The 15,725-nt window shown below is 72.6% G+C and carries 13 protein-coding genes and 1 pseudogene; 3 read left to right on the forward strand and 11 right to left on the reverse strand.

Features of this window, described 5'->3' with window-relative positions; translation table 11 throughout:
* Nucleotides 1-77 precede the first annotated feature (77 nt).
* On the forward strand, nucleotides 78-878 hold the full coding sequence (locus ABIE67_RS16280) for a VOC family protein (RefSeq protein ID WP_370257765.1): 801 nt from the start codon (nucleotides 78-80) through the stop codon (nucleotides 876-878).
* 46 nt (nucleotides 879-924) lie between these two features.
* Here ABIE67_RS16280 and ABIE67_RS16285 read toward each other — a convergent pair whose 3' ends face one another.
* The 3 genes from ABIE67_RS16285 to ABIE67_RS16295 all read right to left on the reverse strand — a co-directional run bounded on the left by ABIE67_RS16285 (nucleotide 925) and on the right by ABIE67_RS16295 (nucleotide 4,467).
* Nucleotides 925-2,097, reverse strand: a complete 1,173-nt coding sequence (locus ABIE67_RS16285; protein ID WP_370257767.1) for a carbohydrate kinase family protein — start codon at nucleotides 2,095-2,097, stop codon at nucleotides 925-927.
* Nucleotides 2,098-2,233: 136 nt separating this feature from the next.
* Nucleotides 2,234-3,523, reverse strand: a complete 1,290-nt coding sequence (locus tag ABIE67_RS16290; RefSeq protein WP_370257770.1) for a glucarate dehydratase family protein — start codon at nucleotides 3,521-3,523, stop codon at nucleotides 2,234-2,236.
* Entirely contained in the window at nucleotides 3,520-4,467 is a 948-nt protein-coding gene (locus ABIE67_RS16295) for a 5-dehydro-4-deoxyglucarate dehydratase (RefSeq protein WP_370257772.1), read from the reverse strand. The genes ABIE67_RS16290 and ABIE67_RS16295 overlap by 4 nt, the downstream gene beginning before the upstream one ends.
* A 112-nt stretch (nucleotides 4,468-4,579) precedes the next feature.
* Here ABIE67_RS16295 and ABIE67_RS16300 point away from each other — a divergent pair, with 112 nt between their 5' ends.
* Nucleotides 4,580-5,374 (forward strand): IclR family transcriptional regulator, encoded by a 795-nt coding sequence (locus ABIE67_RS16300; protein WP_370257773.1) that lies wholly within the window; start codon nucleotides 4,580-4,582, stop codon nucleotides 5,372-5,374.
* Nucleotides 5,375-5,572: 198 nt separating this feature from the next.
* Nucleotides 5,573-6,826: an MFS transporter gene (locus ABIE67_RS16305; RefSeq protein ID WP_370257775.1), complete on the forward strand. Its 1,254-nt coding sequence runs from the start codon at nucleotides 5,573-5,575 to the stop codon at nucleotides 6,824-6,826.
* Between the two features lie 113 nt (nucleotides 6,827-6,939).
* On the opposite strand, the gene ABIE67_RS16310 is transcribed toward ABIE67_RS16305, so the two are convergent.
* From ABIE67_RS16310 to ABIE67_RS16345, 8 genes and pseudogenes are all read right to left on the reverse strand, one after another.
* Complete coding sequence (locus tag ABIE67_RS16310; protein WP_370257777.1) at nucleotides 6,940-7,932, reverse strand: adenosine deaminase; 993 nt, start codon at nucleotides 7,930-7,932, stop codon at nucleotides 6,940-6,942.
* Nucleotides 7,933-7,952: 20 nt separating this feature from the next.
* Entirely contained in the window at nucleotides 7,953-8,858 is a 906-nt protein-coding gene (locus ABIE67_RS16315; protein WP_370257779.1) for a ribonuclease Z, read from the reverse strand.
* A 22-nt stretch (nucleotides 8,859-8,880) separates the two neighbouring features.
* Nucleotides 8,881-9,234: a histidine triad nucleotide-binding protein gene (locus ABIE67_RS16320; protein ID WP_370257781.1), complete on the reverse strand. Its 354-nt coding sequence runs from the start codon at nucleotides 9,232-9,234 to the stop codon at nucleotides 8,881-8,883.
* Nucleotides 9,235-9,356: 122 nt separating this feature from the next.
* Nucleotides 9,357-12,508, reverse strand: a pseudogene (locus tag ABIE67_RS16325) (S41 family peptidase).
* Between the two features lie 137 nt (nucleotides 12,509-12,645).
* Entirely contained in the window at nucleotides 12,646-13,209 is a 564-nt protein-coding gene (locus ABIE67_RS16330; RefSeq protein WP_370257783.1) for a hypothetical protein, read from the reverse strand.
* A gap of 96 nt (nucleotides 13,210-13,305) precedes the next feature.
* Nucleotides 13,306-13,698: a VOC family protein gene (locus tag ABIE67_RS16335; protein WP_370257785.1), complete on the reverse strand. Its 393-nt coding sequence runs from the start codon at nucleotides 13,696-13,698 to the stop codon at nucleotides 13,306-13,308.
* A gap of 17 nt (nucleotides 13,699-13,715) precedes the next feature.
* Nucleotides 13,716-14,465: a 16S rRNA (uracil(1498)-N(3))-methyltransferase gene (locus tag ABIE67_RS16340; protein ID WP_370257787.1), complete on the reverse strand. Its 750-nt coding sequence runs from the start codon at nucleotides 14,463-14,465 to the stop codon at nucleotides 13,716-13,718.
* Complete coding sequence (locus ABIE67_RS16345; RefSeq protein ID WP_370257789.1) at nucleotides 14,462-15,538, reverse strand: nitronate monooxygenase; 1,077 nt, start codon at nucleotides 15,536-15,538, stop codon at nucleotides 14,462-14,464. Before ABIE67_RS16345 ends, ABIE67_RS16340 begins: the two co-directional genes overlap by 4 nt.
* Nucleotides 15,539-15,725: the final 187 nt, after the last annotated feature.

Consider the following 15,725-nt stretch of genomic DNA (forward strand, 5'->3'; position numbering starts at 1 on the left):
GCACGGAGCGCAGCCGACGGGCGAGTGTCGGTGCCGGGTGTCACGCTGAGGTCAGAGGATCTGCGAAGGGAATCGTCATGATCACCACTGACCTCGCTCCCGGCTCCCCCTGTTGGCTCGATCTCGGTGCCCCCGACGTCCGCGCCGCCGCGGCCTTCTACGGTGCGGTGCTCGGCTGGGAGTACGAGTCCATGGGCGAGTCGGAGGACTTCGAGGGCGGGATGTTCAAGAAGGACGGCAAGACCGTCGCCGGGATCGGCAAGCTCACCGAGGAGGGGGCGCGTTCGGCCTGGATGATCTACTACACCGTCGATGACGCGGACGCGACGACCCAGGCCGTGGAGCGCGCGGGCGGCACCGTGCGGGTGCCACCGCGGGACCTCGACGACTGGGGGCGGATGGCGCAGTACAACGACCCGCTGGGCGGTCAGTTCGCCGTCTGGCAGCCGGGGAAGAACTCGGGCTTCGAGCTGGCGGACGAGCCGGGCTCACTGTCGTGGACCGAGCTGTACACGAGCGACGCGGCGGGCGCGAAGGAGTTCTACGGCGGTCTCTTCGGCTGGCAGTACAGCGACATGGAGCTGCCGGGCGGCGGGGGCGCCTACACCCTGATCACACCGGCCGGACTGCCCGAGGAGCGCATGCAGGGCGGCCTCATGGAGCTGCCCGAGGAGAACCTCGCGCTGGCGAGCGGGCGGCCGTACTGGCACCCGGTCTTCAACGTCACCGACTGCGACGCCGCGGTCGCCAAGGTCACCGAGAACGGCGGCAGTGTGCAGATGGGCCCGGAGGACGCGGAGGGCGTCGGCCGCCTGGCGGTCTGCCTCGACCCGGCGAACGCGGACTTCGTGGTGCTGACGCCGGCCACCCCGAGCTGACCCCTCAGCACTCGGACCGACCCCGCGGAACCACGTCCGGCAGTCGTCACGCCGATCTGCGGAACCCGATCGTCGGCACCGCCCGCCGCAGCGGCCAAGGTCTCCCCTGTTCCTCCGGCACCAGGTCGGCCAGGAACGCGTACCGGCGCAGGGCCTCGGGGTCCTGCCGGTCGAGGGACCGGACCTTGCGCCACCAGGCGCCGATCTCGGCCCAGCCGGGCGCCGAGAGGGAGCCGCCGAACTCCTGGACGGACAGGGCGGCCGTGAGGCCGGCGAAGGCGAGGCGGTCGGCCAGCGGCCAGTCGGCCAGGGTGCCGGCGACGAAGCCGGCCACGAAGACATCCCCGGCGCCCGTCGGGTCCAGGGCCTCCACGGCGATGGCGGGCACCACGGCCGTCTCCCCGGTCCGGCCGTCCACCGCGTACGCGCCCTCCGCGCCGAGGGTGACCACGGCGACCGGGACGTACGCGGTGAGTGCGTGGGCAGCCTCGCGCGGGCAGTCGGCGCCCGTGTACCGCATCGCCTCCTGCGCGTTCGGCAGGAACGCCTCGCAGTGCTCCAGGTCGGCCAGCCCCGCCAGGTCCCACGCCCCGGTGTCGTCCCAGCCGACGTCGGCGAAGATACGGGCGCCCTTGCTCGCGGCCTGCGCGATCCAGGGGGCCCGCCGTCCCGGGACGAGGGAGGCGACCGCGGCACGGGCGCTCGGGGGGCAGTCCGGCGCGGGCTCCTCCGGGGGCGGCTCATGGCCGTGGGAGACCATCGTGCGCTCCCCCTCGTACGCCATCGAGACCGTCACCGGCGAGTGCCAGCCGGGCACGGTGCGCGACGGCGAGAGGTCGATGCCCTCGCCGTGCTCCAGCGCGTCCCAGCAGTACTCGCCGTAGTGGTCGTCGCCGAAGGCCGCCGCGAGCGAGGTCTTCAGGCCGAGGCGGGCCAGGGCCGTCGCCATGTTCGCCACGCCGCCGGGGCTCGACCCCATGCCGCGCGCCCATGACTCGGTGCCGCGCACCGGGGCGGAGTCGAGGCCGGTGAAGATGATGTCGAGGAAGACCGTGCCGGTGAGATACACGTCCCAGGGCGGGTCGGCGGGTGTGCGCAGGCCGGCGAGGGGGTCGACCTGGCTCCGGCGGTACGGCTTCCCTGCCCTGGACGTCGGCCCCTGGGGCGAGGGTCCCTTTCCGTTTCCGGTGGGCGCGGTGGGCCCGGTGGGCGTGGTCACGGTGCGCTCCCTGACGTGGTGCTGATCTGGCCAGTGTGCACCACCTCACCGACAACGCCACCTCACCACTGACAACGCCGCCGCGATCCTGCCCGAGACCCCGGTGGACGACCTCCCCGGGCCGGTCGGCGGGGCGCTACCAGCGCGGCACCGAGGGCGTGACCCAGCCGGGTTCGGCGACCCGCATGGCGGCCGCGTCGTCGCGGTCCCGGAGCGAGCCGTCGTCTTCCAGCCACCGCCGGTGCAGCTCCGCCAGCCGCTCGCGGTCCAGCTCGACGCCGAGGCCGGGCGCGTCGGACACGGCGACCTTGCCGCCCTCGAAGGTGAGCCGCTCGGTGAGGACGTCCTCGGACTGCCAGGGGTAGTGGGAGTCGCAGGCGTGGTGGAGGTTCGGGACGGTGGAGGCCACGTGGGTCATCGCGGCCAGGGAGATGCCCAGGTGGGTGTTGGAGTGCATGGACACCCCGACGCCGAAGGTGCGGCAGATGGCCGCCAGCTGCTGGGTGTTGCGCAGCCCGCCCCAGTAGTGGTGGTCGGAGAGGACGACCTGCACGGCGTCCCGCGTGAACGCCTCCTTGATCTCGCTGAACGTCGTCACGCACATGTTGGTCGCCAGCGGCACGCCGGTCCGCGCGGCGACCTCTGCCATGGCGTCCGTGCCGAGGGCCGGGTCCTCCAGGTACTCCAGGACCTCCCCGAGCTCCCGCGCCACCTGCATCGAGGTCTCCACGGACCAGGCCCCGTTGGGGTCGAGCCGCAGGGGGTGCCCGGGGAAGGCCTCCGCGAGGGCCCGTACGGCCGCGATCTCCTCGTCCGGTGGGAAGACACCGCCCTTGAGCTTGAAGGAGGTGAAGCCGTACCGCTCGGTGAACTTCCGCGCCTGCTCGACGACCCCGGCCGGGTCGACGGCGGCACCCCAGTCGTCCTTCTCGGCGCGGACGCCCGCCGGATGGCCGGCCCACTTGTAGAAGAGGTACGCGCTGTACTCGACCGCGTCGCGCAGCTTGCCGCCGAGCAGCGCGTGCACGGGCAGCCCGAGCGCCTTGCCGAGGGCGTCCAGGCAGGCGACCTCGAAGCCGGAGACGACGGACAGCCGCAGCTTGTCGGCGGTCTGGACGCCGCGCAGCCCGCCGACGTCGACCTGGCCCAGGACCCGGGACTGATCGACGGCCACCTCGTCGGCGACGACGAACAGGCCGTTCAGATCGCTGACCTGACGGCCGATCAGCTTGTCGGCGAACGGCCGGGCGAGCTCCAGGTACTTGGTGTCGCCGTACGTCTCACCCACGCCCGTGGCCCCGTCGGCCGTCACGACCTCCACGATCAGGCGGGGCGTGTACGGCTGGTGGACGCCCTGGGTGTTCAGCAGCGGCGGGTCGGCGACCAGGATCGGCGTGAGGCGGACGTCGGTGATCGTCAGGTTCACAGCGCTGCTCCTACGAGGTCGAGTCCGGCGGTGAGGAGAGTGCGCAGATCGGCCAGGTCACCGGCCGACGGGTCGGTGAGCGGGGCGCGTACGGGGCCGACGGGGCGGCCGCGCAGCCGGGCCGCCGCCTTCACCAGGGACACGGCGTATCCGGGCACCCGGTCGCGGAGCTCGACGAGCGGGACGTAGAAGTCGCGCAGCAGCTTGTCGACCGTGGCCTGGTCGCCGCTCCGCAGGGCCGCGAAGAAGGCGTTCGCGATCTCGGGGGCGAAGGCGTGGACGGCGGAGGAATAGGCCGGGACGCCGACGGTGGCGTACGCGCGGGCCTGGATCTCGGCGGTGGCGGCCCCGTTGAAGAAGAGGAAGCCCTCGGGGGCGGCAAGGGTGAGGCGCTGGAGGCGGTCGAGGTCGCTGTGGCCGTCCTTGAGCCCGATGACGTGGGGGATGCGGGCGATGCGCTTCAACGAGTCGGCGGTGAAGGAGACTTGGCCGCGCTGGTAGGCGATGAGCGGCAGCCGGGTCCGGGCCGCGAGCTGCTCCAGCTGGGCGACCAGGCCGTCCTGCGGGGCGGCGACGAGGTAGTGCGGCAGGACGAGGAGGGCGTCGGCTCCGGCCTCCTCGGCGATGCGCGCGAACCGGGCGGCCTGCGCCCAGCCGTAGCCGACCCCGGCGACGACGGGTACGCGCCCGCCCGACTCCTCGACGGCGATCGAGACGACCTGTCGGTACTCGTCCTCGTCCAGCGAGAAGAACTCCCCGGTGCCGCAGGCGGGGAAGACCGCGCCGGGGGCGGTGGCGAGCTGGGCGGCGACATGGTCGCGGAAGCCGTCCGGGTCCAGCGTGCCGTCCTCGTGGAAGCTCGTGAGCGGGAACGACAGCACTCCCTGTGCCATGCCCTCGCGCAAGCGCCGGGTCGTGTCCGTATCGAGGCTCACCCTCGCCATGTCCCCATCTCCCCATGTAGACGTCATCCATGTATGAGAATGGAGATTAGATACGCGAACCACGACCGTCAATGGCACGGTCGACCCGAGACGCTCCGATTACCATCGCCCCATGTCAGAGACAGGCGGCGTCCGCGAAGTGAAGTCGGCGGCGCGCACCGTGGAGTTGCTGGAGCTCCTCGCCGAGCGCGGCGACCGCCCCGCGCGCCTGCAGGAACTGGCCGACGAGCTGGCCGTGCCGCGCAGCTCCATGTACGCGCTGCTGCAGACCCTGATCTCCCGCGGCTGGGTCCGCACGGACGTCACCGGCTCCCTCTACGGCATCGGCATCCACGCCCTGCTCACCGGCACCAGCTACCTCGACTCCGACCCGCGCGTCCGGGCCGTACGCCCCTATCTGGACGAGGCGTCGGAGGCGCTCGGCGAGACGATCCACATGGCGCGGCTGGACGGCGGGGACGTGGCGTATCTGGCGACGCGCGAGTCGCACGAATATCTGCGGACGATCAGCCGGGTGGGCCGGCGTCTCCCGGCGCACGCGGGCGCCCTGGGCAAGGCGCTGCTCGCCGAACGCCCCGACGACGGCCTCCCCGAGGGCCCTTACGCGTCCCTCACGCCCCGCACCCACACGACCCGCGAGTCCCTCGCGGCCGACCTCGCGGAGGTACGGGCGCGTGGCTATTCGATCGACCGCGAGGAGGGCGTCCCCGGCATCGTCGGCTTCGGGTTCGCGCTGCGCTACGACGTCCCGGCCCAGGACGCGATCAGCTGCTCGGTGCCGGTGGCACGGCTGTCGGCGGGGCACGAGGAGCGGATCGTGGCGGTGATGCGGGAGATCAGAGCGAAGATCGAGGCGACGGTTCCCGGCGGGGGCGGCGGCAGCGGGTCGGTGCACTGGCGCAGGTGAGGGCGCAGGTGAGGGCGCAAGTAGGGGTCACTTCTACCCGCTTCACCCCACCCCAAACAGAACGTGCCCCACATCACACCCCCCGAACTTCTTCACCCCTGCCCCCGCTTGATACAAATTCCCCGCGCGTTCCTGTCCGTCGACGGCCTGCGCTCCTCCCCCTTTGAGCCGCTCCTTTCGCATGCCCTGGGAACGCCCGTGTTCGCCCCTCGCACCACCCCCTGGCCCCTCGTCGCCCTTTTCACGGCTGGGTACCTCGCTCCGTATCTGCTGCCGACGGTCGTCGGCAGACTCGACTCCGGGCTTCCGCTCTCCCCCACCCAGGCGGGCGCCGTCGGCAGCGCGCTGCTGCTGAGTTCGGCGTCGGCGGGCTTCCTGCTGGCCTCCCGGGTGGAACGGTTCGGGGCGCGGAGGCTGGCGCGCATCGGACTCCTCCTCGCCGTCGTCGGCTACGGCGGGGCGTCGCTCGCCCACGCCGTATCGGCCGTCGTGGTGGGCGTGCTGGTCGGCGGCTTCGGCTCGGGTACGGCGACGGCGGTGGCCGCCACCGGGATAGCCGCCCTGCGCGACCCGCACCGGGCCACCACCGTCGGCCTCCTCGGCGTCTCCGCCCTCGCGGGCGCCGTCTATCTGACGGTGCCGCACCTGGGCCCGGGCCACGGCCAACCGCTGGCGGCCATCGCGCTCACGGCGCTCGCCGTATGGCCGCTGACGGCCCGTCTGACGTCGAGCGGAGCCCTTCGGCCGCAGACTCGGGCGGCCGCCACCCGCCTCCCCCACCTCCGTCACGGCCTGGCCCTCGCCGCCTGCATGCTGTGCTGGTCCCTCGCCCAGAACTCCCTCTGGGGCGTCAGCGGCCGGATCGGCCTGACACAGGCGCAGCTGACCGAGACCACGGTCGGCGCGGTGTTCGCCGTGGGGCTCGGCGCCGGGCTGCTGGGCGTGACCGGGGCGGGCGCGCTCGGCCCGCGCCTCGGCCGCGCGCTGCCCATCGGTGCCGGTACGGCCCTCATCGCGGCGTGCATCGCGCTCAGCGCGTCCGCCACGGACCTGACGACCTTCGCGACCGGCGAGATCGCCTGGAACACGCTCTACCCGATCGTCCTGTCGTACGTCATCGGCCTCGCCGCCTCCCTCGACGCCCGCGGCCGCTGGGCGGTGCTCGTCGGCTCGGCGTCCTCGCTGGGCACGGCGGCGGGCCCGCTGACCGGGAGCGTGCTGTCCGCGCAGGCGGGGTTCCCGGTGATGGGCGCGGTGCTGGCGGTCGGGCTGCTGGTGATCGCCGTACCGATGACGGTGGTGGCGCTGGGCAGGCGGTCGCAGAAGACCTTCGAGGTCGCGGAAGGCGTCGAGGTCACGGAAGGCATCGAGGCGGTCGAGGTCGTCGAGATCCCCTTGGACACCGCCGAAGCCACCCCCGCCGCCCCCGACCGCCTCACCGCGGCTACCTGAACTCGTACGCCATCGCCCCGGCCGGGATCGCGCGGCGCAGGCAGGCCGGCTACCCGGTCACGGGCGCGGTCCTCGCGGTCGGGCTGCGGGTCGCCCCGGCCGCCTGACGCCGGCTACGCGAACTCGTACGCCTCCACCTCGGCCAGATACCGCCCCCGCAGCTCCTCGTCGTCCTCCAGGAAGGAGGCGAGGAACGAGTTGCGGGCGAGTTCCCGGAGCCGGTCCTCGGGCAGGCCGAGGGTCTGGCGTACGGCGTCGAAGTTGTCGCCCGCATAGCCGCCGAAGTAGGCCGGGTCGTCGGAGTTGACCGTGCAGAGGAGCCCGGCGTCGAGCATCGCGGGCAGGGGGTGGTCGGCGAGGACGTCGACGGTGCGCAGCCGTACGTTCGACAGCGGACACAGCGTCAGCGGCACCCGCTCCCGCACCAGCCGTTCGACCAGCGCCGGGTCCTCCATGCACCGCAGCCCGTGGTCGACGCGCTCGACGCCGAGGACGTCGAGGGCCTCGGTGATGTAGGCCGGCGGCCCCTCCTCGCCGGCGTGCGCGACGCGTCGCAGGCCGAGCGCGGCGGCGGCCTCGTAGACCTCGCGGAACTTCACCGGCGGGTGGCCGACCTCGGCCGAGTCGAGGCCGACGCCGGTGATCCGGTCGAGATACGGCTCGGCGGCCCGGAGCGTGTCCATGGCCGACTCGGCGGAGTCGTCGCGCAGGAAGCACATGATCAGCCGGGTGGAGACCCCGTGGTTCGCCTGGCTGCTCCCCAGCGCCCGCCACAGCCCCTCGACGACCGTGCCCAGCTCAAGACCCCGCTTGGTGTGCGCCTGCGGGTCGAAGAAGATCTCCGCGTGCCGCACGCCCTGCGCGGCGGCGCGGGCGAGGTAGGCGTTCGCGAGGTCCTCGAAGTCCCGCTCGGTGCGCAGGACGGCCATGAGCTCGTAGTACAGGTTCAGAAAGGACTGGAGGTCCTCGAACTGGTAGGCCTTGCGGAGCGCGTCGGTGTCGGCGTACGGCAGCTCGACGCCGTTCCGCGCGGCCAGTTCGAAGGCGAGCTCGGGTTCGAGGGTGCCTTCGATATGGAGGTGCAGTTCTGCTTTCGGGAGAGGCATCAAAGCATCGTACGAGGGTGTCACCGACGTTTCGGTAGCGGTACCCGCAGCAGGTCGTGTGCCACCGTCAGCTCCCCGTCGAAACCGGCGTCCCGCGCCTGCCGCTCGAACTCGTCCGGTTCGTTGTAGCGCTGACTGAAGTGGGTGAGCACGAGATGCCGTACGCCGCAGTCGAGCGCGACCCGAGCGGCCTGACCAGCGGTCAGGTGACCGTGCTCGACGGCGAGTTCGACGTCGTCGTCCAGGAAGGTGGACTCGATGACGAGCATGTCGCAGCCCTCGGCGAGGGCGTACACCCCGTCGCACAGCCGTGTGTCCATGACGAACGCGAACCGCTGCCCGCGCCGGATCTCGCTGACCTCGTCGAGGGGGACCCCGCCGAGCACCCCTTCCCGCTGGATCCGCCCGACGTCCGGCCCCTTGATGCCGTGCGCGGCCAGCCGTTCGGGCAGCATGCGGCGGCCGTCGGGCTCGACGAGGCGATAGCCGTACGACTCGACGGGGTGCGACAGCCGCGCGGCCTCCAGCGTGTAGTTACCGGTGTCGGCGAGGACGCCGTCCTCGCTGATCGGCGCCTGCGTGAGGTCCACGGTCTCCCGGTATGCGGTGGCGTACCGCAGCCGGTCGAAGAAGCGCTGGCCGGAGCGCGGGTAATGGGCGGTGACGGGATGCGGGACCTTGTCGAGGTTGATCCGCTGGATGACACCGGCGAGGCCGAGCGAGTGGTCCCCGTGGAAGTGGGTGACGCAGATCCGGTTCAGGTCGTGCGCCGCGACTCCGGCACGCAGCATCTGCCGCTGTGTGCCCTCGCCGGGATCGAAGAGGATGCCCTCGCCGTCCCACCGCAACAGGTACCCGTTGTGGTTCCGGTGCCGGGTCGGGACCTGGCTCGCTGTTCCGAGGACGACCAATTCACGTACGGACACGGTGGCTTCGACTTACTCCGGCTTATCCGGGGGGCCACTGCATGCCGCGGCCGCCGAGGATGTGGGCGTGCGTGTGGAAGACGGTCTGGCCGGCTCCGGCGCCGGTGTTGAAGACGATGCGGTAGCTCTCCAGCTTGTCCTCGTCGGCGACGGCCTTGGCCTCGCGCAGGACATCCGCGGCGAGGCCCGGATCGGCGGCGGCGAGGGCTGCGGCGTCCGCGTAGTGCGCCTTCGGAATGACCAGGACGTGGGTGGGTGCCTGGGGGTTTATGTCCCGGAACGCGACGGTCGTGTCCGTCTCCCGCACGATCGTCGCCGGGACGTGCCCCTCGGCGATCTTGCAGAACAGACAGTCGTCCTGCGGCTCCCCTGCCATGGTCCCTCCGGGGGTTGGGCGGCGTGGTTTACGGGGGGCATCGTATCGTCGTCGGGTGCCGGTGCGCGGGGGGTGATCGCGCCCACGCGGCGGAGCCGCAGATCGATACAGCCCCGCGCCCCTTAGGTTGGCAAAGTGGGCGGTGTTTTCGCCGGACTGTTCTCCAGACCCTCCAGCGCGATGCGGATCGCCTCGTCCAGTTGGGTGTCGTGGCCTGCCACGTAGTCCTGAGGGCGTTGGACCACCTCCACGTCCGGGTCGACCCCGTAGTTCTCCACGTCCCAGCCCTGGCCCTCCAGCCAGATGGCGTACTTGGGCTGGGTGATCAGGGTCTCGTCGACCAGGCGGTACCGGCTGTCGATGCCGATGACTCCGCCCCACGTCCGCGTCCCCACCACGGGCCCCAGCCCCAGCGCCTTGATGGCCGCGTTGACGATGTCGCCGTCGGAGCCGGAGAACTCGTTCGCCACCGCCACCACGGGCCCGCGCGGGGCGTCCGCCGGATAGCTGTACGGCCGCATGCCGCGCGGCAGTTCCCAGCCGACGATCCGTCGGGCCAGCTTCTCCACGACCAGTTGCGAGGTGTGGCCCCCGGCGTTCTCGCGGACGTCCACGACGAGGCCCTCGCGCGCCACCTCGACGCGCAGGTCACGGTGGATCTGTGCCCAGCCGGGCGCCTGCATGTCCGGCACGTGCAGATAGCCGAGCCGGCCGCCGGACTTCTCGTGGACGTACGCCCGCCGGTCGGCCACCCACGCGTGGTAGCGGAGCGGCTGCTCGTCGGCGATCGGCACGACGACCGCGTGCCGTACGTCCCCGCCCCCGGCCGGAGAGATCGTCAGCTCCACCGCCTTGCCCGCCGTACCGACGAGCAGCGGCCCGGGCCCGGTCACCGGGTCCACCGGCACTCCGGCCACCGCCACGATCGCGTCCCCGGCCCGCACCGCGACCCCGGGTGCGGCCAGCGGGGCCCGGGCCTCGGGGTCGGAGGTCTCCGAGGGGAGGATGGCGTCGATACGCCAACTGCCGTCCGGGTGACGGGAGATGTCGGCGCCGAGCAGGCCCTGCCGGGCCCCGCCGCCGTACCCGCCGCGCGGTGCGACGTAGGCGTGCGAGGTGCCCAGCTCGCCCTGTACCTCCCACAGCAGGTCCATCAGGTCGTCGTGGGTGGCGACCCGGTCGAGCAGCGGGCGGTAGCGGTCCAGCACGCCGGTCCAGTCCACGCCGTTCATGTCCGGCCGCCAGAAGTGGTCCCGCATGATGCGGCCGGTCTCCTCGAACATCTGCCGCCACTCGGCCGACGGATCGACCAGCTGCCGTACGCGCGTCAGGTCCACGGTGATGTTCGAGTCGCTGTCGTCGTCACCGGAGGCCCGCCGGTCGCTGGGGACGACCTTGAGCCGGCCGTCGGTCCACAGCAGGACGCGTTTGCCGTCGCCGCTGACCTCGAAGTGGTCGGCGTCGTCGGCGAGATGCTCGATCCGTCGCTGGAGGAGGTCATAGCGCTCCGCTCCATCTCGGTCTTGGGCTCGGGGTCGTCGGGTGTGGCCCGGGAGGCACCGAGCGCGCCGCGCACGGGATGCCGCAGCCACAGCACGCCGTCCTTGGCGGCCCGCAGATTGGTGTAGCGGGCGGCCTCGACCGGGAAGGGCACGATCCGGTCGGCGAGGCCTTCGAGGTCGATGCGGGTGGTCGGAGTGCCCTCGCTGTCGGGGGTCTCGTCCTTGTCCGGCGCGTCGAAGGGGCGGCCGTGCCGCTGTGGGCCGAAGGGGGACGGGGTGGTCGCGGCGAGGGTGATCAGGTGCGGACGGGAGCCGACCACGAAGGCGAGGTCGAAGACGTGCTCGTCATAGACCGGGTCGAAGGCCCGCGTCGACAGGAAGACCAGGTTCTTGCCGTCCGGGGTGAACGCGGGCGCGTAGTCCTGGAAGCGCAGCGGGGTCGCCTCGGAGACCGACAGGTCGGTGGTGTTGGCGAGCTTGAGCTGGCTCAGCGGGCGGGGGCCGGGGTGCGACCAGGCGAGCCAGGCCGAGTCGGGCGAGAAGACCAGCCCGGACACGTCCCCGTCCTGGCTGCGGTCGACCTCGCGGACCTCGCCGGTCTCCCGCTCGACGAGCAGCAGGCGCCCGTCGTGCGCGGCGACCGCCGCCCTGCTCCCGTCGGGCGCCATGGCGAGCTCCAGGACGCGGCCCAGCTGCCCGGCGCCGAGCCTGCGCGGCGTGGCGCCCGGTGCGAGCCCGGTGGCCGGCGCGAACTCCAGCGCGTCGTCGCCCTCCGCGTCCGTCACCCACACCACCCACTCCTCGCCCTCCGCCCGGAAGGTGCGGGGCAGCCGGGCCCGTACGCCGGGTTCGGCGGCGAGCGCCCGGGCGGGGCCGGACCGGTGGGTGACCCAGTGCACGGCGCCCCGGACGCAGACCGCGCTGCCGCGCGCGGTGTGGTCGGGCGCCGCCTCCCCGAAGGCGCGGGCGGCGTTCAGCGAGTACGCCTGCCGGTCGGTGCGCTGTCCGCCGAGCCGGATGTCGAGCCGGCGCGGCTCGGCCCCGTCGAGGTCGTCCAGGAGCCACAGTTCCCCGGCGGAGGCGTACACGACCCGGCCGCCGTCACTCGCGGCGTGCCGGGCGTAGAAGCCGTCGAGCGGGGTGTGCCGGCGCAGCCCGGACCCGTCGGCGAGGGACGAGTACACCGCCCCCACGCCCTCGTGGTCGGAGAGGAACGCGATCCGGTCCCCCACCCACACGGGGTACTCGATGTTCCCGTCCAGCTCCTCGTGCAGCCGTACGAAGTCACCGTCGCCCGCGAGGTCGATCCACAGCTTCCCCGCCGTACCGCCCCGGTAGCGCTTCCACCGGGCGGCCTCCAGCCCCATGGGCGCGGACCCGAGGACCAGGTGCGGCCCGTGGACCACATCGGCGACGGGGCCGTACGGCAGGGTGGTGGCCGGTCCGCCGTCGAGCGGGACCGTGTGGGCCCAGGTGCGGCGGCTGCCCGCCTGGCCCTGGGCGCTGATCGCGAGGACGTCGCCGTCCGGGGTCCAGCCGCGCACCCGGGTCTGCCAGCTGCCCCAGTGGGTGAGGCGCTTCGAGGGGCCGCCGTCGACCGGCGCGATGTGCACCTCGGGGGCGCCGTCGCGGGTGGAGGTCCAGGCGACGGTCGTCCCGTCGGGCGAGATGCGCGGCAGGGTGACCGGCACGTTGTCGGCGCTGACCCGCCAGGCCCGGCCGCCGTCGAGCGGGGCGAGCCACACGTCGTCCTCGGCGGTGAAGGCGACCAGGTCGCCGTGCAGATGCGGATACCGGAGATACGAAGACGATCCGGACGTCGCGGACTGAGTCACCCGATCACCTTAAGCAGGGGCGGCGTCCGGGGACAGGCCTTTGGATCACTTCCTCAACTCCGGTCGGCAGGCGCTCACTTGCCTTCCGGCCAGCAGTTCGGGTGCTGCTTGCAGTACACGGTCTTGGTGACGGTCACCGTGACGGTGGGCCCGGGCTGCTGTCCGCCGCCGGACGGGTTGACGGGCGAGGGCGTGGCGTCGCAGTCGCCGAGCCCGTTGACGTGGAACCACTCCTTGCCGTCGATCTTGGCGACGAGGTCCCCGCGCACACAGGACCCGCTGACGGCCCGGGTGATCCTGCCGGTGACGACGATGTCCTTGCCGTCGGTGGTCTCGCCCTCGCAGTCGACCTTGACGACGGTGTTCGCGCTCGCCGTCGCCGTACCGGACTTGCCGTCGCCGTTGTCGTACGAGCCCGTGCAGTTGAGCCACTGCACATCGGCCTTCTGCCGCTCCAGCTCCTCGGTCACGGTCTGGTCGGTGGTGAACGCCACGGTCGCGGAGCTCAGCCCGCCCGGATCACAGCCCACCACCCCGCCGACGGCGGCCACGGCGAGCCCCGCCACTCCGGCCACTCGCACCCCACGCGCTCGCCCGGCTTGGCCCGCGCGACCCCAAACCCTCCTGAAAGCCCCCATGGAGGGCAGCCTGCCACTGTCCCGGCCGACGCGGTAGGGCACATACGGCCACTCCCTGCGCTCGCATCCGGAGCATCCGCCGCCGAGGCCGTGGCCTCAAGCGCGCAGCAGCAGCCACTCCTGGAGTTCCACCAGGTTGCCCTCGGGGTCCTTGAGGTGGGCGACGCGCATGCGGTCGGTCATGGGGGCGGGGCCGTGGAGGAGGGTCGCGCCGCGTGCGGTGATCCGGGCGCAGTAGGCGTCCAGGTGGTCGACCCGGAGCACGACCAGGGAGCGATGGCCGGTGGCCGTGTCGCCGAGTTCACCCAGCACCTCGGCCATCATCGAGCGGTCCTGGAGGGCGATGCCCGCCGAGCCGGTGGCGGGGCTGAACTTCTCGTACGGCCCGTCCACCGCGCCCGACTGCGGCTTGAGGCCGAGGACGTCGGCGTAGAAGCGGTAGCAGGCGGCGAAGTCGGTGACGAGCAGGCGTACTTGGGCGAGTTCCACAGCCGTTCTCCCCGAGGTCAGGACCAGCGGCCGGTGCGGCCGAGGAGCAGGGCGGTCGCCGCGGTCCCGGCGGTCGACGTGCGCAGCACGGTGGGCCCCAGCACGTACGCCCGCGCGCCGGCTTCCTCGAAGAGGGCCAACTCGTCCTTGGCGACGCCTCCTTCGGGGCCGACGACCAGCACGATCTCACCCTCGGCGGGGAGTTCGGCGGTGGCGAGCGGCTCACTGCCGTGCTCGAAGTCGGAGTGCAGTACGGCGGCGAAGTCGGCTCTGGCGAGAAGCGCCGCGACCTGCTTGGTCGTCGCCGCGTCCGCGATCTCGGGGAAGCGGATCCTGCGGGACTGCTTGCCGGCCTCGCGGGCCGTCGCCCGCCACTTGCCGAGCGCCTTCAGCCCGCGGTCGCCCTTCCACTGCGTGATGCAACGGGCCGCCTGCCAGGGGACGACGGCGTCGACGCCGACCTCGGTCATGGTCTCCACGGCGAGTTCACCCCGGTCGCCCTTGGGGAGCGCCTGGACGACGGTGATGCGGGGTGTGGGCTCCGGCTCCTCGGACACCGAGGTCATGTGGACGACGAGCCGGTCCTTGCCCTCGGCGGCGATCACGTCGCACACGGCGTAGCGCCCGGCGCCGTCGGTGAGGACGACCTCCTCGCCGGGCCGCAGCCGCTTCACGGAGACCGCGTGGCGGCCTTCCGGACCGTCGAGGACGTACTGTCCGCCGTCGCCCGCGTCGAAGTGCTCGACCACGAACACCGGGGCGGTCATCGCGGACCGCCCTTGCCCGACAACGCTGTCGCCGCCGCGGCCAGTTCGGCGGCCAGGACCTCGACCAGCTGCCCGGCCGGAAGTTCACGGGCCATGCGGTGGCCCTGGCCCGCCCACAGGGCCATGCCCTGCGGGTCGCCGGAGGAGGCGGCCTTCTTGCGCAGGGGCGAGGTGAGGTGGTGGATCTCGGGGTAGGCGGCGGGGGCGTACGGGCCGTGCTCCCGCATGAAGCGGTTGACCAGGCCACGGGCGGGGCGTCCGGAGAACGCGCGCGTCAGCTCGGTCCGGACGAACAGGGGGTTGGTCAGCGCCTGCTTGTGCAGGGCGTTGGCGCCGGACTCCTGGGTGGCGAGGAAGGCGGTGCCGAGCTGTGCGGCGCTCGCCCCGGCCGCGAGGGCGGCGGCGATCTGGCTGCCGCGCATGATGCCGCCGGCGGCGACGAGGGGCAGGGTCACGGTCTCCCGGACCTGCGCGAGGAGGGAGAGCAGCCCGATGCCGGACCGGTCGGTCTCCGGGTTGTCGCGGTGGGTGCCCTGATGTCCGCCGGCCTCGACCCCCTGCACGATCACGGCGTCCGCCCCGGCCCGCTGCACGGCGAGGGCCTCGTCCGGGGTGGTGGCGGTGACCAGGGTGAAGGTCCCGGCGCGGCGCAGGGACTCCAGTACCTCACCGGTGGGCACGCCGAAGTGGAAGGAGACGACCGGCACCGGGTTGTCGAGCAGCACGGCCAGCTTGGCGTCGTACCCGTCGTCCCGCCCGCTGTCCGGGTCCCCCAGCTCGGTCTCGTACCAGGCGGCTTCACCGGCGAGCTGATGGGCGTAGACATCCACGGCGGCGGCATCCGCGTACTCGGGCTGCGGCATGAACAGATTGACCCCGAAGGGCCGCCCGGTCAGCCCCCTGAGCTGCTTGATCTCCTGGTACATCCCGTCGGCGGTCTTGTACCCGGCGGCGAGGAACCCCAGCCCGCCGGCCTCGGCCACGGCAGCGGCGAGCTGCGGCACGGAGACGCCGCCTGCCATGGGGGCCTGCACGATCGGATGAGGGAAGAGATCGGTCAGCGCGGAGGACATGACGGCATGTTGTCACGTCCCCCGAACAAGTCCGAATCGGCCCTTCCCCTTGGCATAGGCCAACACTTTCCCCTGGGGGTCAGCGCCCGTTGAACGCGGCCTTCAACCGCGAGAACAACCCCTGCTGCCCCGGCTGACTGTGCCTTCCCGGGGGCCGACCCCCGGACCCCCAGCAGTGCCACCACAG

This window comes from Streptomyces sp. V4I8 (genome assembly GCF_041261225.1).
Classification (GTDB): domain Bacteria; phylum Actinomycetota; class Actinomycetes; order Streptomycetales; family Streptomycetaceae; genus Streptomyces.

Coding starts and splice junctions, on each gene's coding strand:
- ABIE67_RS16300 (WP_370257773.1), top strand. CDS start 4,580: ATGTCAGAGACAGGCGGCGTCCGCGAAGTGAAGTCGGCGGCGCGCACC.
- ABIE67_RS16340 (WP_370257787.1), bottom strand. CDS start 14,465: ATGACCGCCCCGGTGTTCGTGGTCGAGCACTTCGACGCGGGCGACGGC.
- ABIE67_RS16280 (WP_370257765.1), top strand. CDS start 78: ATGATCACCACTGACCTCGCTCCCGGCTCCCCCTGTTGGCTCGATCTC.
- ABIE67_RS16345 (WP_370257789.1), bottom strand. CDS start 15,538: ATGTCCTCCGCGCTGACCGATCTCTTCCCTCATCCGATCGTGCAGGCC.
- ABIE67_RS16320 (WP_370257781.1), bottom strand. CDS start 9,234: ATGGCAGGGGAGCCGCAGGACGACTGTCTGTTCTGCAAGATCGCCGAG.
- ABIE67_RS16295 (WP_370257772.1), bottom strand. CDS start 4,467: ATGGCGAGGGTGAGCCTCGATACGGACACGACCCGGCGCTTGCGCGAG.
- ABIE67_RS16330 (WP_370257783.1), bottom strand. CDS start 13,209: ATGGGGGCTTTCAGGAGGGTTTGGGGTCGCGCGGGCCAAGCCGGGCGA.
- ABIE67_RS16310 (WP_370257777.1), bottom strand. CDS start 7,932: ATGCCTCTCCCGAAAGCAGAACTGCACCTCCATATCGAAGGCACCCTC.